This window comes from Tabrizicola aquatica (assembly GCF_002900975.1).
Classification (GTDB): domain Bacteria; phylum Pseudomonadota; class Alphaproteobacteria; order Rhodobacterales; family Rhodobacteraceae; genus Tabrizicola; species Tabrizicola aquatica.
This window is the reverse complement of sequence record NZ_PJON01000003.1, coordinates 281,102-305,588: the sequence shown is the minus strand read 5'-3', so window position 1 is coordinate 305,588 and position 24,487 is coordinate 281,102. Positions and strand designations below refer to the sequence as shown.

Below are 24,487 nucleotides of genomic sequence, written 5' to 3'. Positions count from 1 at the left end.
GCCTTTCCCGCCGGGCATCTCATGTTGCCGTCCGGGCGGCCTTGCCGCGCGGACTTTCCGATGCTGTCGGGCCAGTTGATCTATCTGGACAGTGCCGCGACGGCGCTGAAACCCCGCAGCGTGATCAACGCGGTCAGCGCCTTTTACGAAACCAGTACCGGCGCGATTTCCCGCGCAGGCCATTCCGTATCGGAACGGGCCACGACAAAGTTCGAAGCGGCCCGGGCGCGGGTTGCCGGCTTTGTGGGGGCGCGGCCCGACCAGATCGTTTTCACGCTGAACGCGTCGGATGCCATCCTGCGCGTGGCCGAAGGGCTTGATCTTGCGCCAGACGACGAGGTCATCGTTTCGGCGATGGAGCATCATTCGAACCTCCTGCCTTGGCGGCAGGCGGCGCGGGTGGTCACGGTGGGCATCGATGCCAATGGCATGATCGACCTTGATGCCCTGCGCAAAGCCATTACCCCGCGCACAAGGCTGATCGCCGTTACTGCGGCCTCGAATGTCAGCGGTGCGGTTCAGCCTGTCGCAGACATTGCCGAAATTGCCCGGGCCGCAGGCATTCTGCTGTTGATCGATGCGGCGCAGATGGCGGGGCACCTGCCCTTGTCCATGGCCGAAATGGGTTGCACCTTCTGCACCTTCTCGGGCCACAAGATGCTCGGCCCCTCGGGCATCGGCGTGCTTGCGATGAGTGACGAGGGCGCCGCCATCCTGCAAGCGCGGCGCCATGGCGGCGGCACGGTTGAATATGTCGGGCCGACGCATTTCGTGCAGAAAACCGGACCAGAGGCCTTCGAGATGGGCAGCCCGAATGCCGAAGGCGCGGTTGGCCTTGGTGCGGCGGTCGATTATCTCGAAGGGATCGGCGTCAACCGCATCGCCGCCCATGTCGCAACCCTGGCCGAAACGCTGCGCGCCGGCATTGCGGCCATTCCGGCCTTTGCAATGCCTTTTGCGCCGGGCAGGAAGAACACCGGCATCGTGACCTTTGTCCCACGGTCGGAAATGAACCTCGGACAAATGGCCGAGATCCTGTCGGACAGCTATCAGATCTCATTGCGGCATGGGCATCACTGTGCCCAGCCGTTCTATCAGCATGTCGGCGCGGAACCCGCGTTGCGTGCCTCGCTGCACCTTTACAACACGTTGGACGATGTCACCGCCTTTCTTGGTGCGCTGAGTGACATCGCGGTCTTCTGCAAGCCTTGATCCGTTTTCCAGTAACAGGAAGTGAGCGCAGCCATGTCCTATGAACAACCGTTACTCTGTCCTGACTGTGTGGATGCGCGCGGCCACCTGCGCCCGTTGCAGGGCTGCACGACCTGCCGCGGCACCGGCCTTGTTGTCCCCGACTGGCGCTGCTGCGTCTATGTGCTTGGCCTGTACGCAGTCATCGCCGCGGTCATGTTTCTTTTTTCCGCTTTGGGTCGGGCAACATGACCGATCAATCCATCGGCTCTCTCACGGCCCAGGACGCCCGGCGGCCTCCTTTCTTCGTCCAGTTGAAGGTCACCGGACAGGTGACCTATCTTGGACTGGTGCGTGACAGGGCCGCAAGCCTTGCTTCGGCGCAGGTCGACGAGATCGTGGCAGACGCCGGCGGCGCGGTTGGGGACAGTCATCATGGCATCGACCGCGCCTCCTGCATGCGACTGTCGCTGGTCTATGCCCCAGGCACGATGATCCGCAACACAAGGCAGATCACCATTGTAAGTGACGAGGAACTGGCCGAAGTGGCGCAGATCATGGGGATTGCCCAGGTTTCGCCGGCGGCGCTGGGGGCGACAATCCGGCTTTGCGGAATTCCGGCGCTGTCGCTGCTGCCGCCATCGACGCGGTTGCTGTTTTCATCCGGGGCGGCTCTTGTCGTCGATCTTGAGAATGCGCCCTGCAATCATCCAGCCCGCCTGATTGACACACCAGCAACCGGGCACCCCGGGTTTCGTCAAGCAGCGGCCTATCGGAGGGGGGTTTGCGCCTGGGTGGAACGGCCCGGCCTGATTACGGCCAATGCCACGGTCACCGTCCATGTACCGTCGCAGCCGCCTTACCCCCATATGCCGTGAAGCAATCTGGACGATTGGCCCTGGAACACTCTGCCACGTGCCTGGGTTGCAGTGGGGCGATAGGGCGGCCCCTCGCGCCGCACCGTCCTCGGATCGACACCGATCGTGACGCAGGCCCGGTGTAGCGAGACCGGGCGATCCCTCATTGCTCGAAACGCCGCGTTCCGCCGGTGCACCGGCGTCGTCAGGGCTTTCCCGACAGATCCTTCAGCACAACATTGTCGCGCATAGCACCCGCCAGACGGTTCTGCATCGCGTTCCCGGTTGCTTCGGCCGCCTGGCGTAGGACAGGTCCATCCCGCCATCCTTGGCCTTCAGCGGGCTGGCTTTCTAGGTTCAATGAAAGCATTGTTTATGATGGAGAAAATGGAAATCTCTGGTGCCCGCGGCCGGACTCGAACCGGCACGGCCTTACGGCCAAGGGATTTTAAGTCCCCAGTGTCTACCATTCCACCACGCGGGCGGGCGGGCGCAGCATAACCACTTCGCGCCGGGCCGAAAGCCCCCACGCCCGCCCCGCGACATTTGACAGCTTGCCCACACCCGCTAGGGTCAGCGGCAGGAGGGTCCGATGGCCTATGCCGAATCCGCACCCCGCGACGCCCTGCGCGCAATCGTCGAGGCAAGCCTTGCGCACCTTCTTCGGCTGATCCAGCCCGAGGGTCGTTTCATCTATGCCCATCCTGCCGGCGCGCCCGACCAGCCGCTGGACGGCTACAACATGCTGCGCCACTGCGGCACGCTGTGGTTCATGCTGCGCGCGGTGAACGAGCTTGGGCTGGACCTGCCCGCGCCGGACCGCGCCGCCATCGCCCGCGCGGTGCGCTATGCGGCCGACAAGTTCCAGCAGCCCGACTGGCTGGACCAGCCGACGCTGGCCCTGGTGACCAAGGGCGCGGTCAAGACCGGCGGCATCGGGCTGGCCCTGGTGATGCTGGACGCCTACCGCCGCGCAACCGGGCTGCCGCAGGCCACGCCCCTGCCCCTGGGCCAGACCATCGCGACCCTTGCCGCCTATGGCCGCGCCCAGCGCGACGGACACGACTTCCTGCACAAGCGGCAGTTCGCGGACGGCGCCATCCTGCCCTTCCGCAGCGACTATTACACCGGAGAGCTTCTGCTTGGCCTCTTCACCACGGACCAGACCGACCCCGGCACCCTTGCCGCGACCGAGGCGCTTCTGGCCCGCCGCTACGGCCTGGCCGAACAAAGCCACTGGATGGCCTATGCCGCCTGCGAAGCGGCCGAGCGTGGTCTGGTGGGCGAAGAACGGCTGGTCGGCTATATCACCGATCTGATCACCGCGATCCTTGACCGCCCCGGCTATCGCGACCGCCGACAATCCACCCCCATCGCCTGCCGGTCCGAGGCGCTGACCCGCTTCGTCCTTCTGTGCGACCGCTGGCCCGGCCGCTTCCCGGAAACCCTGCGCGCCGCGGCGCTGGAGGCGGCCGACGACAACCTGACCCTGCAACTGGACTGGTACGCACACGGCCAGTTCTGCAAGGGCGACGGCGATGACAAGGTGCAGATCGACTATATCCAGCACAATGCCACGGCCTTCCTGAACCGCTGGCAGTGCTGCTAGGACCTCCTCCTCGTTCGACTTCGTCTCCTCCTCGGCGCATCTGCGAGGAGTGGCGCAGCCATCGACGAGCCGTCCCGGGTCATTTCTCCGCCCCCGGTGCGGACAACAACCGGCTGACCAGTTCGAAACTGTTCCGCACCCCCAGCTTGCGGATCATGTTCGCCCGATGCACCTCCACCGTCCGGGGCGAGCTTCCCGTGGCCAGCGCGATTTCCTTCGAGGTGAAGCCGTTGACCAGGTACCGCGCGATCCGCCGTTCCGTCGGCGTCAGCGCGCCCGCCGGCCCCTCGCCCTCCAGCGGGCGATAGGTCCAGACCGCCAGCCGCTGCGGGTCCGCGCGGTCCAGCGCGGTGCCGTGGCCTTCCATCCACACGACCTGCCCGTCCTTGCGCCGCATGAAGCGTTCGTCGCGGTAGACCTCGGCCGCGGCCATGGCCTTGCGCGCCCGGTCGCCGATCACCTCGTAATCGGTCTGGCCGGGATACAGCACCCGGATCGACTGCCCCTCCAGTTCCCCCGGCCGCCAGCCGAACACCGCCTCGACCCGCAGGGACGCGCGCAGGATCACCCGGTCGGCCAGGACCAGCGTCGCATCCGGGGCATGGCGAAAGGCCAGGCGTTCGTAATCCATTGTGCGGACCTTCTACGTATGGGCCTACGTATTCTTACGGATGGTGGCCCGCTGCGCAATCTTTCACCATTGCGGCAATGCTCCGCGCCCTTTGGCGCGATGGGGGGAGAAACAAATGAACAAGGTATTTCCCAGCGCCGCCGCGGCGCTGGACGGGCTGTTGAAGGACGGCATGCTGATCGCCGCCGGGGGCTTCGGCCTTTGCGGCATCCCTGAACTTCTGATCGCCGCGATCCGCGACTCGGGCGTCAAGGGCCTGACGGTGGCCTCGAACAACGCGGGCGTCGACGGTTTCGGCCTGGGGGTCCTTCTGGAAACCCGGCAGGTCAAGAAGATGATCTCGTCCTATGTCGGCGAGAACGCGGAATTCATGCGCCAGTATCTTTCGGGAGAGCTGGAGCTTGAATTCAACCCGCAAGGCACCCTGGCCGAGCGGATGCGGGCCGGCGGCGCGGGCATCCCCGGCTTTTACACCGCGACCGGCGTCGGCACCGTGATCGCCGAGGGCAAGGAACACCACGACTTCGACGGCAAGACCTATATCCTGGAACGCGGAATCGTGGCCGACCTTGCCATCGTCAAGGCCTGGAAAGCAGACCCCTCGGGCAACCTCGTCTTCCGCAAGACCGCGCGCAACTTCAACGTGCCTGCCGCCACCTGCGGCAAGACCTGTGTGGTCGAGGTCGAGGAGATCGTGCCGCTGGGCAGCCTGGACCCCGATTCGATCCATCTGCCGGGGATCTACGTCCAACGCATCATCGCCGGACAGCATGAGAAGCGGATCGAACAGCGCACCGTGCGCAAGCGGGAGAACGCATGATGAGCGAAGCAAAAGGCTGGGATCGCAACGGCATGGCCGCCCGCGCGGCGCAGGAACTGCGCGATGGCACCTATGTCAACCTCGGGATCGGCATCCCGACACTGGTGTCGAACTATATCCCCGAAGGGATCAGCGTGACCCTGCAGTCCGAAAACGGGATGCTTGGCATGGGCCCCTTCCCGTTTGAGGGGGAAGAGGACGCCGACCTGATCAACGCCGGCAAGCAGACGATCACCGAACTGCCGCAAACTGCCTATTTCGACAGCGCGACAAGCTTTGCGATGATCCGCGGCGGCAAGATCGCCATGGCGATCCTTGGCGCGATGGAAGTGGCGGAGAATGGCGACCTGGCAAACTGGATGATCCCCGGCAAGCTGGTCAAGGGCATGGGGGGGGCGATGGACCTCGTGGCGGGCGTGGGCCGCGTGGTGGTGGTGATGGACCACACCTCGAAGCACGGCGAGTCGAAGGTGTTGAAGGCCTGCACCCTGCCCTTGACCGGCAAGGGCGTGGTGGACCGCATCATCACCAACCTTGGCGTCCTGGACGTGGGCCACAAGGGCCTGCACATCGTCGAACTCGCCCCCGGCGTCACCGAAGCCGAGCTTCGCGCCGCGACCGAGGCGACGATTGTCGACTGATCCCCAGATCACGCGCGAACACGGGGCGACCAAGGGTCGCTTCGTGCTTCGCCGTGGGGATGAGGAAGCGAAACTCACCTATTCCATCACCACCCCGACACTGATCATCGCTGACCACACCGGCGTCCCCGACAGCTTTCGCGGCACCGGCGCGGGGCTGGACCTTGTTCAGGCGCTGGTTGATGCGGCCCGGAAGGACGGCTTCAAGGTCGTGCCCCTGTGCCCCTTCGTGAAAGCCCAGGCGCGCAAGCACCCGGACTGGGCTGACGTCTTCGTCTAGCCGTCGCTGGCCGTGTCGGCGATGACGCGGAAGATGCACGGATCGGTCACCAGTTCCGGCGGGGTCAGGCACAGCCCCTGCGCCACCCGCCAGGCCGCCAGCACCTTCGGCACATAATCCCGCGTCTCGGCATAGGGCGGCACGCCCTGGTTCGCCTTCACCGCGCCTTCGCCGGCGTTGTAGGCGGCCAGGACCATCAGCGGGTCATTGTCGAATTCCTTCAGCAGCCAGTTCAGATAGGCCACGCCGCCCTGGATGTTCTGCACCGGATCGCTGCTGTCACTGACGCCGAACCGCTCGGCCGTCGCGGGGATAAGCTGCATCAGCCCGACTGCGCCGGCATGGCTGATCGCATCGGGCCGCCCCGCACTTTCGATCCCGATCACCGCCAGCACCAGCGCGGGCGAGACATTGGTGTCCAGCGTCGCGCGCAGGATGTCCTTGCCGTACCGGTCCGCCACCGCCTGCATGTGCTGCATCCGTGGCGCGCCGACCACCGTCCCGTCCGGTCCCTGCGTCAGCGCCGCCAGCGCCGTGTCGAATCGCCCGCTGGCATCGGCCAGGCCCGGCGGCACCTTGTCCCAGAACCAGGCATAGGACGAGGCTGGCGCTGCGGCCGGCGCCTCTGGCCCGTCGCCCCTGTCGGCCTCGACCGCCGGCAGCGGGTCCGAGGGCTTGGGATAGGGATCGACCTTCGGCAACGAGGCCAGGTACCGCGCCTGTTCCTCGGGGTCGATCTGCACGGTGATGCGCTTGCCGGCCTGGCTTTCGCCCACCTTGATCCGCTTGAACGTGTAATCCTCTGCCGCCGCAGCGCAGGGCAGCAGGACGCAGAGAATCGCTGCGACCGTCCGGGTAGAGTGTGTCATGTCGGGGCCTGCTCGCCTCGTTGTTTTGCGGAAGAATCGCAGCTTCCGGGGCGTCCGACCAGCGGTTTGACGGTCCAATCATGGCATTTCTGCCAGATTTGACCGAAAAAGCACGCTTTAGTCGCAGGGGGTGAACAATCGGTTAAGAATTGTTTCTCACAAAAACAAAGACTTGACCAGAAAGCGGGGCTTTCACCGAAATGGCTGAAAATCTTCCGGGCACTTCCCAACTGCTGCCACGATTGGGGGGCCATATATGCCCATACCGAACGGGAAGCGGCAGACAGACGAAGCCATCCTGAAGCGGTTGAAGTAAAGTGTAAGCACCTCTGAAAGGGACAAAATCATGACCAAGTTCACCGCTTTCCTGAACGACGAAACCGGCGCCGTGACCGTTGACTGGGTCGTTCTGACCGCCGCCGTCGTGACCCTGGGCCTCGTTGTCTTCAACTTCGTCGCTCCGGCCGTTTCGCAGCTGGCCTCGGACATCGGCGCTGAAGTCGACAACGCCGGCAGCCGCATGGGCGTGGCTTCGGACGCTCTGAACCCCTGATTTTCGGCCTCCACCAGGTCGAACTTTGGACCACGCTTCCCTGGGAAGCGTGGTCCTTCTCGTTTTGGCGACCCAGCCGGCGACACAAGGTTTCCTGCGGATCGTGGTTTCCTGCGGATCGGGGGAAAAAACCTCGATTTGTCCCATGTCAGCTAAAGTTTCGCCTCAATCGGCCGCAAGACTGCAACCAACGGGCGTGCTGGATCGCGCCGAAAGCATGGGAGCGAAGTCATGGATCGCCTTAAACGGTTTCTGAAGGACGAATCCGGTGCCGTAACGGTGGACTGGGTCGTGTTGACCTCGGGCATTGTCATCCTGGCGATTGTCGTGATGCCGCCCATCACCCGCGCCATCGGTGACATGGCTGTGCTGATCGGCGACCAGATCGGCGTCGCCGGCAGCAACCTGGAAGCCGCCCAGTCGCAAGACTGAGCCGCCTTCGCCATCGCACCAATGGGGCGCCCGGCCATCAGCTTGATGGGGCGCCCCGTTTCGCATTAAAGTCGCAACCGAAAAGTCCACAAACGCCCACGACATGAGGGAAAAAGAATGAGAGCGATCTTCGGTTTGGTCCTGATTGTCGGCATGGCGCTGGCAGGGGCCGCCGTCTACCTGATCCAGCAGCACCTGGCCCAGACCGAGGCGCTTCTCCGCAAGGAGCGTGAGTTCAACGCCAAGGCCGGCAAGCTGGTCGAAGTCTTCGTGTTCGCCAAGCCGCTGGCCTATGGCGACGCCCTGCAGGAATCGGATGTCCAGGTGATCTACTGGCCCGAGAAAAGCCTGCCCGCCGCGATCTTCCGCGACAAGGCCGCCCTGTTTCCCGAAAACGCCCCTGGTCCGCGCTATGTGATGCGCTCGACCGAGGCGTTCGAGCCGGTCCTCGCCTCGCGCCTGACCGAGCCGGGTCAGCTTGCCAACCTGACGGCCAAGCTGAAAGAAGGCCAGCGCGCCTTTGCCATCCGCGTGGGCGTGGCCTCGGGCGTGTCGTCCTTCGTCAAGCCTGACGATTTCGTCGACGTCTACTGGACCGGCTCTGCCGGCAGCGGCGAGGTGACGCGCCTGATCGAAGCCTCGGTGCAGATCATCGCCGTGAACGACTCCTTCGACGAAGGCCAGATGTCGTCGAACACCCGGGCCAAGTCCGTGACCGTCGCGGTCAGCCCGGAACAGGTGGCGCGCCTGACCCAGGCCCAAAGCTCGGGCCGCCTGTCGCTGTCGCTGGTGGGCAAGGATGCAGCGGCCGTGACCGAACGGGTCGAGGTCGACACCCGCTCGATGCTGGGCATCGTCGATGAGGTGGTCGAGGAAGTCGAAGCGGAACGCGTCTGCACCATCAAGTCGCGCAAGGGCGGCGAACTGGTCGAAACCGTGATCCCCTGCAACGACTGACTGGACTGGAACTTTCACGGGGGCGCGGCCACAGCATATGGGGTCGCGCCCCTTTTCATTTGCAACAACTTGCGCGTGTTGCAGTTTGTCCACATCAAGAAAACCTTACAAACGCTTGATTCTTGCAAAAAATCGGCTCCTAAGCCATCGTGACCTGGTTATGGGCATTCAAGACCCAAAAAGAGGCGTGGTCGAAAGGGCAGATCACATGAACATGAAACGACTCCTTATTGTGGGCTATCTGGGGGCGCTTGCCGCCACCACGGCCCTTACGCCAGTCCAGGCGGAAGTCCTGCGCGTGATGCAGGGCCAGGCCTCCGAAGTTCTTGCCGTCCCGATGAACCGGGCGGTTGTTGTCGAAAGCGACGTTCCCTTTGGCGAACTGTCGATTGCAAACCCGGGCATCGCCGATATCTCGACGCTGTCCGACCGCTCCATCTATGTGCTTGGCAAGGCGCCGGGGCGCACCACGCTGACGCTCTTGTCGCCGGAAGGCGTGCTGATCTCGAACGTCGACGTGCAGGTCACGCCCGACGTCGCCGAGTTCAAGGAGCGTCTGCAGCAGATCCTTCCCGGCGAACCGATCGAGGTCCGCACCGCGAACGACGGCATCGTGCTGTCGGGCGCAGTCTCCTCGACCGCCAAGCTGGACCGGGCGCTTGACCTGGCCAACCGCTATGCACCGGATCGGGTCTCGAACCTGATGGTGGTGGGCGGGACGCAGCAGGTCATGCTGAAAGTCCGCTTCGCCGAGATGAACCGGACGGTGTCGAAGAACCTCTCCTCGTCGGTCACCTTCGGCGACGGCGGGCGCGTCGGCGGCGAAACTGGGACTTTGCTTGGCTCCGCGGCTGACGGCGGTCAGTTCACCTACCGTGAAGGCATTGCCGGTGGCGTCCAGATGGGCGGCTCGATCGGCGGGCTGCAGTTCGGCGTGCTGCTCGAGGCCCTGGAAGCCAAGGGCATGGTCCGCACGTTGGCCGAACCGAACCTGACCGCGCTGTCGGGCCAGGAGGCCAAGTTCCTGGCCGGTGGCGAATATCCGGTGCCAGGCGAATCCGACTCGGGTGGCGTCACGATCCAGTATCGTCCCTTCGGGATCGAGCTGAATTTCACCCCGGTCGTGGTGGATGGCGACATCATCAACCTGACCATCAACGCGGCGGTCTCCTCGATCGACACGGCCAACGGCTATGACACCGGTGAGGGCGAGCCGATCCCCGCCTTCAAGCGCCGCCAGACCTCGACCACGGTCGAAATGCGCGACGGGCAAAGCTTTGCCATCGCGGGCCTGCTGCAGGACGACTTCAACGACTCGGCCTCGCAAGTGCCGTGGATCGGAGACGTTCCGATCATCGGCGCGTTGTTCCGCAGCTCGGCCTACCAGCGGTCGCAAACCGAACTGGTCGTGATCGTCACGCCGCACCTGGTCACCCCGGTCTCCGGCGAGGCGCTGGCCCTGCCGACCGACCGTGTCCGCATCCCGACCGAACGCGAGCTGTTCCTGTTCGGCGAAGTGGCCGATACGGCCAACAGCGGTCCGGCAGGGGAAGTCGCCCGGCAGGACTTCTCGACCTCCTACGGCTATGTGATGGAGTAAGATGATGACCGGTATGCTTCCCAAGCTGCTTGCCACCTCTGCGCTCCTCGCGCTGGCCGCCTGCGGTGCCGAATCGTCCAAAAGCTTTGACAGCGAGCTTGGCTCGGGCGTTGACGGCGGCACCTTCGGCAATGCCACGATGAACAACACCCTGATCCAGACGGGTCAGATCGAGTACACTGTGGCCCTTGCCGAACGCTTCAATGCCGAAGTGCCAGACACGATCAACTTTGCCTTCGACAGCGCCCAGCTGGACGCCGAGGCGATGGCGGTCCTGCGGAAACAGGCGAACTTCATTCGCCAGTTCCCCGAAGTGCGCTTCCGCGTCTATGGCCACACCGACCTTGTCGGTTCGGCCGGCTACAACCAGCGCCTCGGCCTCCGCCGGGCGCAGGCGGCGGTCGCCTACCTTACCAGCCAGGGCATCTCGAAGTCCCGGCTTGAGGCGGTGGTCAGCTATGGCAAGACCCGGCCGATCGTGCAGACCGATCAGCCGGAAGAGCGTAACCGTCGCACGGTGACCGAAGTGTCGGGCTTCGTGGACTCGCATCCGCTGGTGCTGAACGGCAAATACGCCGCGATCATCTGGCGCGAGTATGTCGCCAGCGCCGTAGTCCCCTCAGAAGGGGCACCGGCGGACGGCGGCTGATAGGCCCGGAAACAATGCGCGAAGGCCGGGCGATCGCCCGGCCTTTTCGTTTCCAGATCGTGTTGAAACCCCAGAAACAGGCAGTTTTAGCCCAATTATCGCCACCATTCTTGACGAAGGTCGCCCGGGTAAGACAAGTGCGGGCCGTCCGGTTAAAGGTGGTCGCAGCGACCCAGTCGCGGCGATAAAGAGACGCCAATTCAAAGACTTACGGTTGCCGTGCTGAAAGGACGTTAAGCGAGATGACAAGCAAGCCCACAGTGAATAGCGATCCCGCGCCGATCCTCGCCTGCACGATTTCGCGCGATGTGCAGCGATTCGACCTTCTGATCGACGACATGGAACAGGAACTGGGCGAAGCCTGGGGCGACCTCAACTTCGAGGACGCGCTTGTCTTCCTCAAGCAGCCCGACAGCACCGGCATGCAGTTCGTCGCCATCGCCGTCGACAGCGAGGATGAATCCGAACTGTCCAAGATGAACGACGTGATCAAGGCGGCCAAGGCCAAGAAGATCAAGGTCCTGCTCATCGCCAACCAGGTCAGCCCCTCGGTCCTGCACCAGATGCTCAAGCTTGGGGCCGATGACTTCGTCCCCTACCCGCTTCCCGAGGGCGCGCTGCACGATTCGATCGAACGCCTGCGCAAGCCCGCGCCGGTCATGCCCGACGGCTTCGATCCCGCGACCGGCCTGTACAACCCGAACCTGCGCCCCAAGGGCGACCGCAACGGTGTGATCCTGCCTGTCCACGGCATGGCCGGTGGCGTCGGCGCCTCGACCTTTGCGGCCAACCTGGCGTGGGAACTGGCCACGATCCCCGACAGCGAAGGCTGCCGGGTCTGCGTCATCGACCTTGATCTGCAGTTTGGCTCGATCGCCACCTACCTTGACCTGACCCGCAAGGAAGCCGTGCTCGAGGTGCTGTCCGACACCGCAGCCATCGACGCCGACAGTCTGATGAAGTCGATGCAGACCTTCAACGACAAGCTTTACGTCTTCTCCGCGCCGGCCGACATGCTTCCGCTGGAAATGGTGACGCCCGAAGACGTGGCCCGCATCCTGGATACCGCCCAGGCCAACTTTGACTTTGTCATCGTCGACATGCCCTCGACCGTGGTCGCCTGGACCGAAGCGGTGCTGACCCGGGCGCATGTCTACTTCGCGCTGCTGGAACTGGACCTGCGGTCCGCGCAGAACATCCTGCGTTTCATCCGCGCCCTGAAGGCCGAGGCGCTGCCGCATGACAAGGTGCGCTACGTCCTGAACCGCGCGCCCAAGTTCACCGACCTTTCGGCCAAGGCCCGCGTCAAGCGGATGGCCGAAAGTCTGGACATCGACATCGAAGTGCAGCTGCCCGACGGCGGTGAGCAGGTGACGCAAGCCAACGACCACGGCCTGCCGATTGCCGAAAGCGCGGGCAAGAACCCGCTGCGCAAGGAACTGCAGAAACTGGCCAAGTCCCTGTACGACCTGAACAGGGCGGCCGAGACTGCCAAGGCTTGATCAAGGGGGATTGATCCGTGTTTAGCCGCTTCAAGAAGGATACGCCCGCCGGCATGCCCGCAGGCGCCACGACGGCCCCGGTCGAAAAGCCGGGGCTGGCACTTCGCAGCCAGAACGTCGCGCCGCAGCGCAACCCGGCCGAGGCGGTGGCGGCCGACAAGGAAAAGAAGCGCAAGGAGCGTCTGACCGAACTCAAGGTCGAGATTCACAAGCGCCTGCTTGAGGACCTGAACCTCTCGGCCCTGGAATCGGCCAGCGAGCAGCAGCTTCGGACCGAAATCGCCTCGCTGGCGACGGAAGCCCTGGACGACATGTCGGTCGCCCTGAACAAGGAAGACCGCCTCGCCCTGACGCAAGAGTTGTACGACGAGGTCATGGGCCTGGGTCCGCTTGAACCCCTGCTGAAGGACGAGACGATCAACGATATCCTCGTCAACGGCCCCAAGCGCATCTTCATCGAACGCGCCGGCAAGCTGGAGCTTTCCGACGTCACCTTCCGCGACGAACGCCACCTTCTGCGCATCATCGACAAGATCGTGTCCGCCGTGGGCCGCCGGGTCGATGAATCCAACCCCTATTGCGACGCCCGTCTGCAGGACGGCAGCCGTTTCAACTGCATGATCCCCCCGATCGCGGTCGACGGCTCGCTGGTCTCCATCCGTAAGTTCAAGAAGGACAAGCTGAAGATCGAGGACCTGGTCCGCTTCGGTGCCTTCACCGAAGAGATGGCCGCCTACCTTCAGGCCGCCGTGTCCTGCCGTCTGAACATCATCGTTTCCGGCGGTACGGGTTCGGGTAAAACCACCACGCTGAACGCGCTGTCGTCCTTCATCGACAACCACGAACGCGTGCTGACCATCGAGGACACCGCCGAACTTCAGCTCCAGCAGGTCCACGTGGGCCGGATGGAAAGCCGCCCGGCCAACGTCGAAGGCAAGGGCGCCGTCACCCAGCGCGACTGCTTGCGCAACGCGCTTCGTATGCGTCCTGACCGCATCATCGTGGGGGAAACCCGGGGTGAGGAAGTCATCGACATGCTGCAGGCCATGAACACTGGCCACGACGGCTCGATGACCACGATCCACGCCAACAACCCGCGCGACGCGATCAGCCGTCTGGAAAACATGGTCGCCATGGCCGGGATCGAGATGCCCTTGAAAGCCATGCGCAACCAGATCGCCTCGGCTGTGAACCTTCTGGTCCAGGCCAGCCGTCTGCAGGACGGCACCCGCCGCATGACCAGCGTGACCGAAATCACCGGCATGGAAGGTGAAGTCATCTCGATGCAGGAAATCTTCCGGTTCGAGCGTCTGGGGGTCGACCCCTCGGGCAAGATCATCGGCCGGTTCAACGCCACCGGCCTGCGGTCGCACTATTCCGACCGTTTCCGCCAGTGGGGCTATGACCTCCCGGCGTCGATCTACGAACCGATTATCTGAGCCTGACAATGCAAATCAGCATCGAACCGCTCATCTATATCCTGATCTTCGTCGCCGTCGTGGTGATCGTCGAAGGCATCTATCTCACCGCCTTCGGCAAGTCGATCAGCCTGAACAGCCGCCTCAGCCGCCGCCTTGCGCTGCTTGAGAAGAACACCAACCGCGAACAGGTGCTGGAACAACTCCGCAAGGAGATGAACCAGCACATGAACTCGAAAAGCATCCCGCTTTATTCCGTCTTCGCCAAAAAGGCGCAGCGGGCCAACATCGCCTTCACGCCCAAGGCGCTGGTCGGCGTCATGGGGATCGTGTCGGTTCTGGCTTTCCTTCTGTTGACCATCTTCACCCCCGCCGCCTTTGGCGTCCGCATCGCGCTTGGCGTGGTCATGGGCGTCGGCGGGGTCTATTTCTGGGTCAACCGCAAGGCCAAGCAGCGGATGGAATTGCTGGAAGAACAGTTGCCGGACTCCATCGAACTGATGGTGCGCTCGTTGCGCGTCGGCCACCCCTTCTCGACCGCCATCGGCATCGTGGCCAAGGAAATCCCCGATCCCCTGGGCACCGAATTCGGCGTCATCGCCGACGAGGCCGCCTATGGCCGCGACGTGACGGAATCGCTCAAGGCCTTCGCCGAGCGGATGGACAGCCAGGACTTGCGCTTTCTTGCCGTGGCCGTGTCGATCCAGCAGCAGTCCGGCGGCAACCTGGCCGAGATCCTGGAAGGTCTGGCCAAGGTGATCCGCGCGCGCTTCAAGCTGTTCCGCCGCGTCCGCGCCATCACGGCCGAAGCGAAATGGTCCGGCATGTTCCTTTCGGCCTTCCCGATCGGTGCGCTGATCCTGATCACCGTGGTGCGCCCCGACTATTACGACGATGTCCGCGAGACTTCCGCCTTCATTCCCGCCGCGCTGTTCGTGGCCATCTTCCTGATCATCAACATCATCTACATGAAGATGATGACCAATATTAAGGTCTAAGCCATGGATTCCGTGATGACCTTCCTGACCGACCGCCTTGGCCCGATGGGCCCGCTTCTGGCGATCGGTCTGCTTGGCCTGCTGCTGATCCTCATCGCGCTGCCGACCGTGATGAAGAAGCAGCGCGACCGCTTCCGCGAGTTGAAGGACGTCGCGCCCGCCGGCGGCGAAAAGGACAAGAAACGCGCCCTGCGCAAGACCGAGCGTCTGGACAAGCTGGAGAAGTTTGCCCAGTTCCTCGAACCGCAAAAGAAGGAAGAGCTTTCGGCCGCCAAGCTCAAGATGCTGCGGGCCGGTTACACCCAGAAGAACTCGGTGCGGATGTTCCATGCCATGCAGTTCGTCCTGGGGGTTACCTTTCTGCTTCTTGGGGCGATCTACGCGCTGATCCAGTCCGCCACGGGCGAGGTTTCGGGCCGCTCTCTGGTGCTTTACACGCTTATCCCCTGCTTCGTGGGCTACTACATCCCGCGCTACTGGGTCGACAAACGCGTCGAGCAGCGCAAGACCGAGATCATCCAGGGTTTCCCCGACGCGCTTGACCTGATGCTCGTCTGCGTCGAGGCCGGCCAGTCGCTGGACCAGTCGATCATCCGCGTCGGCAAGGAAAGCCGCATCGGCTATCCCGCGCTGGCCGACGAATTCGACATGGTCGCGCAAGAGATCAAGGCCGGCAAGGAACGCACCTCGGTGCTGAAGGACATGGCCGAGCGTGTGGGCGTGCCTGACGTGGCGTCCTTCGTGACCACGCTGGTGCAATCCGCGACCTTCGGCACCTCGGTTGCCGATGCATTGCGTGTCTATTCCGCCGACATGCGCGACAAACGCATCATGCGGGCCGAAGAAAAGGCAAACATGTTGCCGACGAAGCTGACGCTTGGCACAATGCTGTTCACTGTTCCGCCGCTTCTGGTCATCCTCATCGGTCCGTCGCTTTATGGCATCGCAACAATGCTTGGAAACATGTAGCGCCGACCCTGCTGTCGGTGCGCTCTGACATGCGTGCGCTTGTCCCGCTTCTGCTGACACTGGCTCTGGCCGCCTGCAACGGCACGGCCCCGGTCTCGCGCAACCAGCCCTTCGGCGTCGATCCGCGGGGCGATGCGGTGGATGGCCTGATGGTCGGCCACCGCCTGATGGAAGCAGGCGAGTCCGAACTGGCGCTGAAAGCCTATCTTCGCGCCGCTGGCGAAACCGGCATCGACTCGGATGTGCTGTCGGCCATCGGCTCGGCCAACCTGGCGCTGGGGCGCCTGGGTCAGGCCGAACAGATCCTTCGCCGCGCGGTCGAGCAGGACAACACCTTCGTCCCGGCGCTGAACAATCTGGGCGTGGTCCTGATGGAACGCGGCAAATACGGCGAGGCGCGGGTCTATTTCCAGCAGGCTTTCGCGCTGGATAGTGGCCAAACGGACTCGATCCGCGAAAATCTCAAGACCGCTATCGCGCGAAGCGAAGCCGCCATATATGATCCTACCCAAGAAGAAGAAGGCGGGTTCCGCCTCGTGCGGCAGGAAAAGGGCAAATACGTCCTTCTCACGCAGCTCTAGAGGACGGGGCCCCGAGCAGTCAAAAACGGGCAGTCTGGAAAAAAGGACGCGAAAGATGCGCCACCCTGGTCTTGTTGTGCTCTGCTTCGGCAGTGTCATTGCCTTGTCGGCTTGTCAGAAGGGCTCTGACGCGCAGGTCGAGCGGGCCTTGAAGGACGTCAACGTCATCGACGAATCCAACCTGAACGAAGTCATGCTCACCGTGGCCGACCCGGGCGAGGCGGTGGCCTATTTCGCCAAGGCGGTACAGGACAACCCCGACCGGGTCGACCTGATGCGCGGGCTGGGCAAATCCCTGGTCCGCGCGCAGAAGCCGGTCGAGGGCGCACAGGTCTGGCGCCAGGTCGTCGCCCACCCCGAGGCGATGCCGGACGACCGGGTGATGCTGGCGGACGCGCTGATCCGCTCGAACCAGTGGGCCGACGCCAAGGCCGAGCTGAACCTGATCCCGCCGACCCACGAAAGCTTTGACCGCTACCGGCTTGAGGCGATGGTGGCCGATGCCGACAAGAACTGGAAGAAGGCCGACAGCTTCTACGAAACCGCCGTCGGCCTGACCACCCGCCCGGCAAGTGTTCTGAACAACTGGGGCTTCTCCAAGCTGACCCGGGGCGATGCCCCCGGGGCCGAAAAGCTTTTCACCCAGGCGCTGACCTATGACCCGACCATGTTCACCGCCAAGAACAACCTGGTCCTGGCCCGCGCCGGGCAGCGCAAGTACGACCTGCCGGTGATCCGCATGACCCAGACCGAGCGGGCGGAACTGCTCTATTCCATCGCGCTCGCCGCGATCAAGCAGGGCGACGTGACCGTGGGCAAGGGCCTGCTGCAGCAAGCCATCGACACCCATCCCCAGCATTTCGAGGCCGCCGCCCGCAGCCTGGACGCCCTTGATGCGAATGTGCAGCTGTAGATGATTACCCCGACCGGTGCGCTGATCCTGCTGATCCCGATCCTGCCCATCGCCATCTGGGCAGCCTACAGCGACCTGAAGCGGCTGAAGATCCGCAACCAGACGGCCCTGGCCATGGCCGCCGTCTGGCCTGCTCTCGGCTGGCTGGCGGTGCCGACCTGGACCGCCTGGTTCTGGGGCTTCGCCTTCCTGGCGATCGGGTTCGTGCTGGCCTACCTCGCCTTCGTGCTGTTCCGGTTCCCTGGCGGTGACGGCAAGTTTGCCGCCGCCATCTCTCCGGTGTTCGTCGGCGCCAACCTTAACGATGTGCTGCTGATCATCCTGGGCTGCATGCTGGGCGCGACACTCTTGCTGCAACTCGTCCGCCTGATCCCCGCCGTCCGCCGGTCGGCCGAGGAATGGCACAGCTTCCGGCACTGGCGCATCGTGCCCTTCGGCGTCGCCCTCTCGGCGATGGTGGTCGTCTACCTTGTTGCCGCCATCTGGCCACAGGTCTGACACAAGTCGCGTTTACGACTCAATCGAAGTCCCACGCTGCGATTGTTGACGGAGCTTGCCCTATGAACGCTGAAGCCCCGGTGTCGGGTGTCCAACCGCCGCCCTCGCCCCGTTCCCTGGCCGATACGGGCCTGTCGACCGTGATGATGCGGGACATCCTGCTGAAATCCATGTTCCGCACGAACCAGTCGCTGGTGTCGGCCCTCTCCAAGGTCATCAGCCTGCCGGTCCCGCTGACCCAGGAACTTGTCGACCTTGCCCGCACGCAGAAACTGCTGACCGCGATGGGCACCATGTCAGCCACCTCGGGCAACGAGATGGGGTATGAACTGACCGACGCGGGCAAGGCGCGGGCGCTGGATGCGCTTAGCCAGTCGGAATACTATGGCGCGATGCCGGTTCCGCTGGACCAGTATCAGGTGCAGATCAAGCGCCAGTCGGTCCGCGACATCCGGCTGAACAAGGAACAGCTTCTGTCCGGCATGGGCCACCTGATCCTGCCGCCCGACCTGATCGACAACCTTGGCCCCGCTGTCACCTCCGGCCGCTCGATCCTGCTTTACGGCCCGCCCGGCAACGGGAAATCCTCGATCAGCCACGGCATCCGCGCCGCCCTGGGCGACAAGGTCTATGTGCCGCGCGCCATCGAATATTCCGGCCAGATCATTTCGGTCTATGACCCGATCGTCCATTCCGCCGCCGAGGCCGCGGTGGACGACCCGAACTCCTTGCGCCGCACCTCGAACCGCTTCGACAACCGCTATGTCTATTGCGAACGTCCCTCGGTCATCACCGGCGGTGAACTCTCGCTCGATATGCTGGACCTGAACTACAACCCCACCGCGCGCACCTACCAGGCACCGCTGCAGCTGAAGGCCACCGGCGGCATCTTCATCATCGACGACCTTGGCCGTCAGGCCGAACCGCCGCAAAAGATCGTCAACCGCTGGATCGTGCCGCTGGAAGAATCCCGCGACATCCTGGCGCTGCAATCGGGCGAAAAGTTCACCGTGCCCTTCGACACGCTGGTCATCTTCTCGACCAACTTCCACCCGAACCAGATCTTCGACGGCGCTGCACTGCGCCGTATCTTCTTCAAGATCAAGATCGACGGGCCGTCTCAGGAGAACTTCCTGAAGATCTTCGCGATGGTCGCGCGCAAGAAGAAGATGCCCCTGGACGAAACCGCGCTGATGCACCTGATGAAGGTCAAGTTCCCGACGATCCAGAACAACTATGCGAACTATCAGCCGGTGTTCCTGATCGACCAGATGATCGCCGTCTGCGACTTCGAGAACATCCCCTACCAGATGACGCCCGAGTTGATCGACCGCGCCTGGGGCAACATGTTCGTCCGCCAGGAAGAGATCGCTCACTGACGGCCCACTCGTCGTTCGACTTCGTCTCCTCCTCGTCCCCGCGCGAGGAGTGACGAAGTCATCGACGAGCCGTCATGCGAATACCGTAACGCCCTTTTCCGTGACCACCGCATCCAGCCGCTGGTCGAACGCGTCCGTGGGCACCTCCGCCACCTCTTGCGCCGCAAAGGCGAACCCCACCGCCTTGACCGGTCCCCGCGTCCGCAAAAGCTCCAGCGTCCGGTCGTAGAACCCCCCGCCATAGCCCAGCCGATACCCCCGCGCATCAAAGGCCAGCATCGGCACGATCAAGACCTCGGGCTCGACCCAGGCGCCCTCCTCGGGGATCAGCGCCTTGAAGGCACCCTCGACCAGGCGGCACCCCGGCGACCATTCCCGGAACCTCAGCGGGGCCGCCTTCTCCAGGATCACCGGCACCCCCACCGTTCCCTGATGTGCCGCCATCGCCGGCAGGGGATCAATCTCGCTCCGCATGGGCATGTATCCCGCCAGCACGCGGCCGCGCTGATCCGCCAGATAATCCGCCAGGATCTCGGCCGCCTGCCCCTGCCCCGCCGCAAAAGCCTCGGCCCGCCGCGCAAAGGCCGCCGCCCGCGCGGCCGCTTTCACATCCGTCATGTCAGCATCACCGTTGCCAGCCCCAGAAAGGCAAAGAACCCCATCACATCCGTCAGCGTCGTCACGAACGTCCCGCTTGCCAGCGCCGGGTCCAGCCCCATCCGCTCCAGCGTCAAGGGGACCAGCACGCCGCCCAGCGCGGCGACGATCTGATTGACGATCATCGCCAGGCCCAGCACCAACCCCAGATGCCAGTCGCCGAAGATCAGGACGCCCGCCGCCCCCAGGATCAGCGCCAGGCCCACCCCGTTCATCAAGCCGGCCAGCAGCTCTCGCCGCACCACCCGCCCGGCATTGGCCCGCGTCAGGTCCCGCGTCGCCAGCGCCCGCACCGCCACCGCCAGCGACTGCGTCCCGGCGATCCCCCCGGTCGAGGCGACAATCGGCATCAGTGCCGCCAGCGCCACGATCTGGGCAATGGTCGCCTCGAACTGGGTGATCACCAGCGCCGAGAGCGAGGCCGTGAACAGGTTCACCACCAGCCAGGGCAGCCGCTGCTTCACCGTCTCGACCGGCCCGTCGCTGACATCCGCCTCGTCGCCCACGCCCGCCAGACGCAGCATGTCCTCCTCATGCTCCTCGTCCAGCACGTTCATCGCGTCGTCGATGGTGATCACACCCACCAACCGGCCCGATCCGTCCACCACGGGGCAGGAAATCAGGTGGTACTGGTTGAAGATATAGGCGACATCCGCCTCTTCGTCCGTGGCGCTGACCGTGCGGAAACTCTCCTCGGCGATCGCCTTCAGCGCCACGTCGCGGGCTGCACTCAGCACCCGGCCCAGCGTCACATATCCGACCGGCATCATCCGCGGATCGACCAGGATCACATGATAGAACTGGTCTGGCAGATGGGTTGATTTTCGCAGAAAATCAATAGCTTCCCCGACAGTCCAATCCTCGGGCGCCACCACCAGCTCACGCTGCATCAGACGCCCGGCGGAATACTCCGGCCAGGCCAGCGCCTGCTCCACCGCCACCCGGTCCGCGGCATCCATCGCACCCAGCAGGCGGCCCTGGTCCTCGGCCTCCAGGTCCTCGACGATGTCCACCAGGTCGTCCGAGTCCAACTCGCGCAGCGCCTCGGCCACCACATGGTCCGGCAACGCGTCCAGCACCTCTTCGCGGATCGCATCGCTGATCTCGGACAGCACCTCGCCGTCGATGACGGCCGAGCCCATCGCCAGCAGCGCCTCGCGGTCCGCGTCGCTGACCTGCTCCAGAAGGTCGGCCACATCGGCCGGATGCACCGGCTCCAGCAGGGCCGCCAACCGCGCCGCATCGCCTGCCCGCGCCGCATCCAGCGCGGCGTCGACCAGTGCGGCATCCAGCCCTTCGGCCGTGTTCCTGACCGCGTCCGCCATGCGCCCTCCGTCACTTCGGGCCAACCCTAGTCCGCTTTCGCGGCCTCGGCAAAGCCTGTCGCCGGCCCAAGTCCAACCATCCGCGCCTTCGCGCTTTTGCGAAACAGTTTCAAGCCGTGATCCGCACTGGAAAATTTACCGCTGCCCTGAAAGGCTCTACCCTGCATCGGTTCAAAGGGGGCCAAATGACCGACCTGATCCTGGGCCAAGTCCTAAGCTTTGACGCAGACCCCTTTGCCGAGGGGCCTGCCGCCGCGCGCATCCTGACCGATGGCGCAGTGGCCATCGACGGGTCGCGCATCGCCGCCGTCGGGTCGGCTGCGGACCTGCGCGCCCGTTATCCGCAAGCCCGCGTCCATGACCACGGGCGAAAGCTCATTTCCGCGGGCTTCATCGACGCCCATGTCCACTATCCCCAGACCGCGATCATCGCGTCCTGGGGCAAGCGACTGATCGACTGGCTGAACACCTACACCTTCCCCGAAGAGATGCGCTTCTCCGACCCCGCCTATGCGGCAGAGATCGCGAACCGCTACCTCGACCTCGTCCTTCAGCGCGGGACCACCACCGTCTGCTCCTATGCGACGATCCATCCGGCCAGCGTCGATGCCATCTTCACCGCCGCCCAGTCGCGCGGGATGCGGGTCTTTGCCGGCAAGACCTGCATGGACCGCAACGCGCCCGAGGGTCTGCGCGACACCGCCCGATCCGCCTATGATGACAGCAAGCGCCTTCTGGAAAAATGGCACGGCCAGGGCCGCCTGTCCTACGTCATCACGCCGCGCTTTTCACCCACCTCGACGCCCGAGCAACTCGCCGCCCTGGGCGCCCTCTGGCGCGAATACCCCGACTGCCTGATGCAGACCCATCTCTCGGAACAGACGGACGAGATCGCCTGGGTCCGCGACCTTTTCCCCCAGTCGCGCGACTATCTCGACACCTACGAAGCCCAGGGCCTCCTCCGCGAAGGCGCCGTCTACGGCCACGCCATCCACCTGACCGACCGCGAACGCGCCCGCCTGATCGAGGCCGGGGCCTCCCTCGTCCACTGCCCGACCTCGAACACCTTCATCGGCTCCGGCCTTTTCGACATGTCGCTCGCCTCGCACCTGCGCGTCGGTCTGGCCACCGACACCGGGGGCGGCTCGAACTTCTCGATGCTTCCCACCATGGCCGCCGCCTATGAGGTCGCCCAGTTGCGCGGCCAGTCACTCCACCCGGCCCACCTGTGGTGGCTGGCCACCCAAGGCTCTGCCCGCGCCCTGCGGGTCGAGGACCGGATTGGCAACATCGCCCCGGGGATGGAGGCCGACCTGATCGTCGTCGACCTCGCCTCCACCCCCGCCATCGAACAGGCCACCCGCCGCGCCACCGACCTTTGGCAACAGCTGTTCCCGACGATCATGATGGGCGACGACCGCGCAATCACCGAGGTCTGGGTGAACGGAAAACGCCTGGGTTGAACGCCTATCCGGTTCGGTCTATCCAAGGTTATTACGGCACGATTGTGCGCCGTTTTCTTGCAGGTTGGACCGCCGTAATGGACCGCAGCCACGAAATCCTGAAACACGCAAAGCTTTCCGAGCCTGGCATCGAGATTGCGCCCTATTTCCGTCCCTTGGTTCGCAAGAAAGACGGCCATCCGGTCCTTTACGTCGATGTCTTTGATGCGACCCGCCTGCGGGAATTGGCGCTGACCGATCCGAATATTGACGGAACCTGGATTGACCAGATTGATGAGGTTGATGTCGTCGGCGACGCAAGCAATATCGGGGACGCCATCGCCGCCCTTGGCCGCGAGGGTCAGTTTCAATATGTGGTTTCGTCGCATAACTTCGAACATCTCCCCAATCCGATCCGCTTCCTGCAAGGATGCGAGCGTGCCTTGCGCCCCGGTGGTGTGCTCAGCATGGCGGTGCCGGACGGTCGGGCCTGCTTCGACCATTTCCGAATGCCCACGCGGCTTTCCGACTGGCTTTCGGCCTATCACCGCAACCTCTCGCAGCCTTCCGCTGAAACGATCTTTGACAGCCAGGCCAACCTTTCGGGGTATATCGTCGAAGGGGCATCCAGGGTCGGATGCGACATGCGCTATGACGATCCGGGGCAATTCGTCCCGCGCCAGATGCTGAAATCCGCTTATGCGGAATACCTTCAGCACCTCCAGACTGAGATGCCCTATGTCGATGCGCATTGCACCGTGACCTTCGGCGCGGCTTTGGAAAACATGCTGTGGGATCTGCGCTATCTGGGCCTGCTGAATTTCGACATCGTCGAGGTCAGCGCCACACAGGGGTTGGAATTCTACGTCCATCTGCGCAAGCCCGTCGCAGCCGTTGCCCTGGATGAAGACGCCTTCTTTGCCGCCCGTGCCCAAAGGCTGCACAGGATCGCCCGAAATCTGGGGGTAGCCGGGTATGGCAAACCGGGCCCCGGTCAGACCGCTTTGTCGATCGCCGGCCAACGGGTCATCCGGTCGGCCAAGCGTGCCGTGGCCAGTGTCGTGCCCAAGTCTGCCTATACCGCTGTTCGGACCTGGAACCGAAAGCGCAGGGGCAAGGGGGCCTGATCCCTTCGCGTTCGTGGCGTCAGGCCCGCGTCCAAGGCGCGCCGTCGCGCCGGGCGCAAATGACGCTGCAAGGAACTCGCACCGCCAACTTCCTACCCCCGCCACCGGGGCCTGCCTTGTCTCAGCAGCCAAGGCCAGAGGCGGTGGGCACAGCCAACCGGAGCGGCCCCACGGAAACGGCCCGCATGGTTAAGACCACCTGAACGGGGCCCCGTAACCCCTTGACCTCAAACGCGTGCAAAAGCTGTCCAGCGTGGACGGCTACTCCGCCAGCTCCCAGCCGTCGGGGTAGAAGTCATGCTTCAGCGCGATGCTGGTCGAGATCCGTTCGTACTTCCAGATTTCCTCCGCCGTCACCGGAATCGGCCCGATCGAGGCGACGAGGGTCTCGCCATCCTTCAGCCGCCGGGTCTGGAACCCCTCCAGCCGCAGGGCCCGCTCCAGCGCCGGCCAGCTTGCATCAAGCTCCTCGATGAAGAAGGCATACTCGACCACCGCCGTCTTCGGCAGGCTGATCCCCTTGGACTGCCGGAAGGTGTCGAAAGTCTCGCGACGCTGGGCTTCGAAATTGTGGTCCATGACGGGTCTC

At 64.1% G+C, this 24,487-nt stretch carries 27 protein-coding genes, 1 tRNA gene and 1 pseudogene; 22 read left to right on the top strand and 7 right to left on the bottom strand.

The annotated features are described in order from the left end of the window. Window positions 1–60: 60 nt before the first annotated feature. From CXR42_RS13360 to CXR42_RS13355, 3 genes are read left to right on the top strand one after another with little or no spacing between them, the layout of a single operon-like run. Window positions 61–1,212: an aminotransferase class V-fold PLP-dependent enzyme gene (locus CXR42_RS13360; RefSeq protein WP_180996060.1), complete on the top strand. Its 1,152-nt coding sequence runs from the start codon at window positions 61–63 to the stop codon at window positions 1,210–1,212. A gap of 33 nt (window positions 1,213–1,245) precedes the next feature. Then, window positions 1,246–1,443 (top strand): hypothetical protein, encoded by a 198-nt coding sequence (locus tag CXR42_RS19380; RefSeq protein WP_146038072.1) that lies wholly within the window; start codon window positions 1,246–1,248, stop codon window positions 1,441–1,443. Then, on the top strand, window positions 1,440–2,069 hold the full coding sequence (locus CXR42_RS13355) for an MOSC domain-containing protein (RefSeq protein ID WP_103258040.1): 630 nt from the start codon (window positions 1,440–1,442) through the stop codon (window positions 2,067–2,069). The genes CXR42_RS19380 and CXR42_RS13355 overlap by 4 nt, the downstream gene beginning before the upstream one ends. Before the next feature lie 53 nt (window positions 2,070–2,122). Here the strand turns inward: CXR42_RS13355 and CXR42_RS13350 are convergent. Both CXR42_RS13350 and CXR42_RS13345 read right to left on the bottom strand, forming a co-directional pair. After that, a pseudogene (locus CXR42_RS13350) lies at window positions 2,123–2,387 on the bottom strand (IS3 family transposase); the annotation flags it as partial. 59 nt (window positions 2,388–2,446) lie between these two features. Beyond that, window positions 2,447–2,532 (bottom strand) — tRNA-Leu (locus CXR42_RS13345). Window positions 2,533–2,640: 108 nt separating this feature from the next. Here CXR42_RS13345 and CXR42_RS13340 point away from each other — a divergent pair. After that, entirely contained in the window at window positions 2,641–3,657 is a 1,017-nt protein-coding gene (locus tag CXR42_RS13340; RefSeq protein ID WP_103258039.1) for a hypothetical protein, read from the top strand. A 79-nt stretch (window positions 3,658–3,736) separates the two neighbouring features. On the opposite strand, the gene CXR42_RS13335 is transcribed toward CXR42_RS13340, so the two are convergent. Then, window positions 3,737–4,288 carry a helix-turn-helix transcriptional regulator gene (locus CXR42_RS13335; protein WP_103258038.1) on the bottom strand — a complete coding sequence of 184 codons (552 nt, stop codon included), beginning with the start codon at window positions 4,286–4,288 and terminating at the stop codon, window positions 3,737–3,739. Window positions 4,289–4,403: 115 nt separating this feature from the next. Between CXR42_RS13335 and CXR42_RS13330 the strand changes: the two genes are divergently transcribed. Genes CXR42_RS13330 through CXR42_RS13320 form a run of 3 tightly spaced genes read left to right on the top strand, consistent with a single transcriptional unit; the run spans window position 4,404 to window position 6,029 of the window. After that, the gene (locus CXR42_RS13330; RefSeq protein WP_103258037.1) at window positions 4,404–5,108 is read left to right on the top strand and encodes a CoA transferase subunit A; all 705 of its coding nucleotides are present in this window, start codon (window positions 4,404–4,406) and stop codon (window positions 5,106–5,108) included. Then, entirely contained in the window at window positions 5,105–5,749 is a 645-nt protein-coding gene (locus tag CXR42_RS13325; RefSeq protein ID WP_180996059.1) for a 3-oxoacid CoA-transferase subunit B, read from the top strand. The genes CXR42_RS13330 and CXR42_RS13325 overlap by 4 nt, the downstream gene beginning before the upstream one ends. After that, window positions 5,739–6,029 (top strand): GNAT family N-acetyltransferase, encoded by a 291-nt coding sequence (locus CXR42_RS13320; RefSeq protein ID WP_103258035.1) that lies wholly within the window; start codon window positions 5,739–5,741, stop codon window positions 6,027–6,029. Before CXR42_RS13325 ends, CXR42_RS13320 begins: the two co-directional genes overlap by 11 nt. On the opposite strand, the gene CXR42_RS13315 is transcribed toward CXR42_RS13320, so the two are convergent. Next, window positions 6,026–6,898: a lytic transglycosylase domain-containing protein gene (locus CXR42_RS13315; protein ID WP_103258034.1), complete on the bottom strand. Its 873-nt coding sequence runs from the start codon at window positions 6,896–6,898 to the stop codon at window positions 6,026–6,028. The two genes, CXR42_RS13320 and CXR42_RS13315, sit on opposite strands and share 4 nt — an antisense overlap. Window positions 6,899–7,244: 346 nt before the next feature. Here CXR42_RS13315 and CXR42_RS13310 point away from each other — a divergent pair, with 346 nt between their 5' ends. The 13 genes from CXR42_RS13310 to CXR42_RS13250 all read left to right on the top strand — a co-directional run bounded on the left by CXR42_RS13310 (window position 7,245) and on the right by CXR42_RS13250 (window position 19,347). Further along, on the top strand, window positions 7,245–7,451 hold the full coding sequence (locus tag CXR42_RS13310) for a hypothetical protein (RefSeq protein WP_245875445.1): 207 nt from the start codon (window positions 7,245–7,247) through the stop codon (window positions 7,449–7,451). Window positions 7,452–7,682: 231 nt separating this feature from the next. Further along, on the top strand, window positions 7,683–7,883 hold the full coding sequence (locus CXR42_RS13305; RefSeq protein WP_103258032.1) for a Flp family type IVb pilin: 201 nt from the start codon (window positions 7,683–7,685) through the stop codon (window positions 7,881–7,883). Window positions 7,884–8,000: 117 nt separating this feature from the next. Continuing rightward, entirely contained in the window at window positions 8,001–8,840 is an 840-nt protein-coding gene (gene cpaB / locus CXR42_RS13300) for a Flp pilus assembly protein CpaB (protein WP_103258031.1), read from the top strand. A gap of 208 nt (window positions 8,841–9,048) precedes the next feature. Beyond that, window positions 9,049–10,440: a type II and III secretion system protein family protein gene (locus tag CXR42_RS13295; protein WP_103258289.1), complete on the top strand. Its 1,392-nt coding sequence runs from the start codon at window positions 9,049–9,051 to the stop codon at window positions 10,438–10,440. A 4-nt stretch (window positions 10,441–10,444) separates the two neighbouring features. Next, a complete protein-coding gene (locus tag CXR42_RS13290; protein ID WP_103258288.1) occupies window positions 10,445–11,089 on the top strand; it encodes an OmpA family protein in 645 nt (214 codons plus the stop codon). Window positions 11,090–11,331: 242 nt separating this feature from the next. Then, entirely contained in the window at window positions 11,332–12,591 is a 1,260-nt protein-coding gene (locus CXR42_RS13285; RefSeq protein WP_103258030.1) for a CpaE/TadZ family protein, read from the top strand. A gap of 17 nt (window positions 12,592–12,608) precedes the next feature. Further along, window positions 12,609–14,030, top strand: a complete 1,422-nt coding sequence (locus CXR42_RS13280; RefSeq protein ID WP_245875444.1) for a TadA family conjugal transfer-associated ATPase — start codon at window positions 12,609–12,611, stop codon at window positions 14,028–14,030. An 8-nt stretch (window positions 14,031–14,038) separates the two neighbouring features. Then, entirely contained in the window at window positions 14,039–15,007 is a 969-nt protein-coding gene (locus CXR42_RS13275) for a type II secretion system F family protein (RefSeq protein WP_103258029.1), read from the top strand. A 3-nt stretch (window positions 15,008–15,010) separates the two neighbouring features. Further along, window positions 15,011–15,976 (top strand): type II secretion system F family protein, encoded by a 966-nt coding sequence (locus tag CXR42_RS13270; protein WP_103258028.1) that lies wholly within the window; start codon window positions 15,011–15,013, stop codon window positions 15,974–15,976. Between the two features lie 29 nt (window positions 15,977–16,005). Next, entirely contained in the window at window positions 16,006–16,557 is a 552-nt protein-coding gene (locus CXR42_RS13265) for a tetratricopeptide repeat protein (protein WP_103258027.1), read from the top strand. A 55-nt stretch (window positions 16,558–16,612) separates the two neighbouring features. Continuing rightward, window positions 16,613–17,470: a tetratricopeptide repeat protein gene (locus CXR42_RS13260; protein WP_103258026.1), complete on the top strand. Its 858-nt coding sequence runs from the start codon at window positions 16,613–16,615 to the stop codon at window positions 17,468–17,470. Beyond that, window positions 17,471–17,968 carry an A24 family peptidase gene (locus CXR42_RS13255; RefSeq protein WP_103258025.1) on the top strand — a complete coding sequence of 166 codons (498 nt, stop codon included), beginning with the start codon at window positions 17,471–17,473 and terminating at the stop codon, window positions 17,966–17,968. Window positions 17,969–18,030: 62 nt separating this feature from the next. Further along, window positions 18,031–19,347 (top strand): P-loop NTPase family protein, encoded by a 1,317-nt coding sequence (locus CXR42_RS13250; RefSeq protein WP_103258024.1) that lies wholly within the window; start codon window positions 18,031–18,033, stop codon window positions 19,345–19,347. Between the two features lie 72 nt (window positions 19,348–19,419). On the opposite strand, the gene CXR42_RS13245 is transcribed toward CXR42_RS13250, so the two are convergent. Beyond that, a complete protein-coding gene (locus tag CXR42_RS13245) occupies window positions 19,420–19,965 on the bottom strand; it encodes a 5-formyltetrahydrofolate cyclo-ligase (RefSeq protein WP_103258023.1) in 546 nt (181 codons plus the stop codon). Next, on the bottom strand, window positions 19,962–21,329 hold the full coding sequence (gene mgtE, locus CXR42_RS13240) for a magnesium transporter (RefSeq protein ID WP_103258022.1): 1,368 nt from the start codon (window positions 21,327–21,329) through the stop codon (window positions 19,962–19,964). The genes CXR42_RS13245 and mgtE overlap by 4 nt, the downstream gene beginning before the upstream one ends. Before the next feature lie 185 nt (window positions 21,330–21,514). On the opposite strand from mgtE, the gene guaD reads away from it, so the two are divergent. Together guaD and CXR42_RS13230 are read left to right on the top strand one after the other, a co-directional pair. Continuing rightward, window positions 21,515–22,792: a guanine deaminase gene (gene guaD, locus CXR42_RS13235; RefSeq protein ID WP_103258021.1), complete on the top strand. Its 1,278-nt coding sequence runs from the start codon at window positions 21,515–21,517 to the stop codon at window positions 22,790–22,792. Window positions 22,793–22,869: 77 nt separating this feature from the next. After that, entirely contained in the window at window positions 22,870–23,898 is a 1,029-nt protein-coding gene (locus tag CXR42_RS13230; RefSeq protein ID WP_103258020.1) for a methyltransferase domain-containing protein, read from the top strand. Between the two features lie 261 nt (window positions 23,899–24,159). On the opposite strand, the gene CXR42_RS13225 is transcribed toward CXR42_RS13230, so the two are convergent. Beyond that, the gene (locus CXR42_RS13225; protein ID WP_103258019.1) at window positions 24,160–24,477 is read right to left on the bottom strand and encodes a ribonuclease E inhibitor RraB; all 318 of its coding nucleotides are present in this window, start codon (window positions 24,475–24,477) and stop codon (window positions 24,160–24,162) included. Window positions 24,478–24,487: the final 10 nt, after the last annotated feature.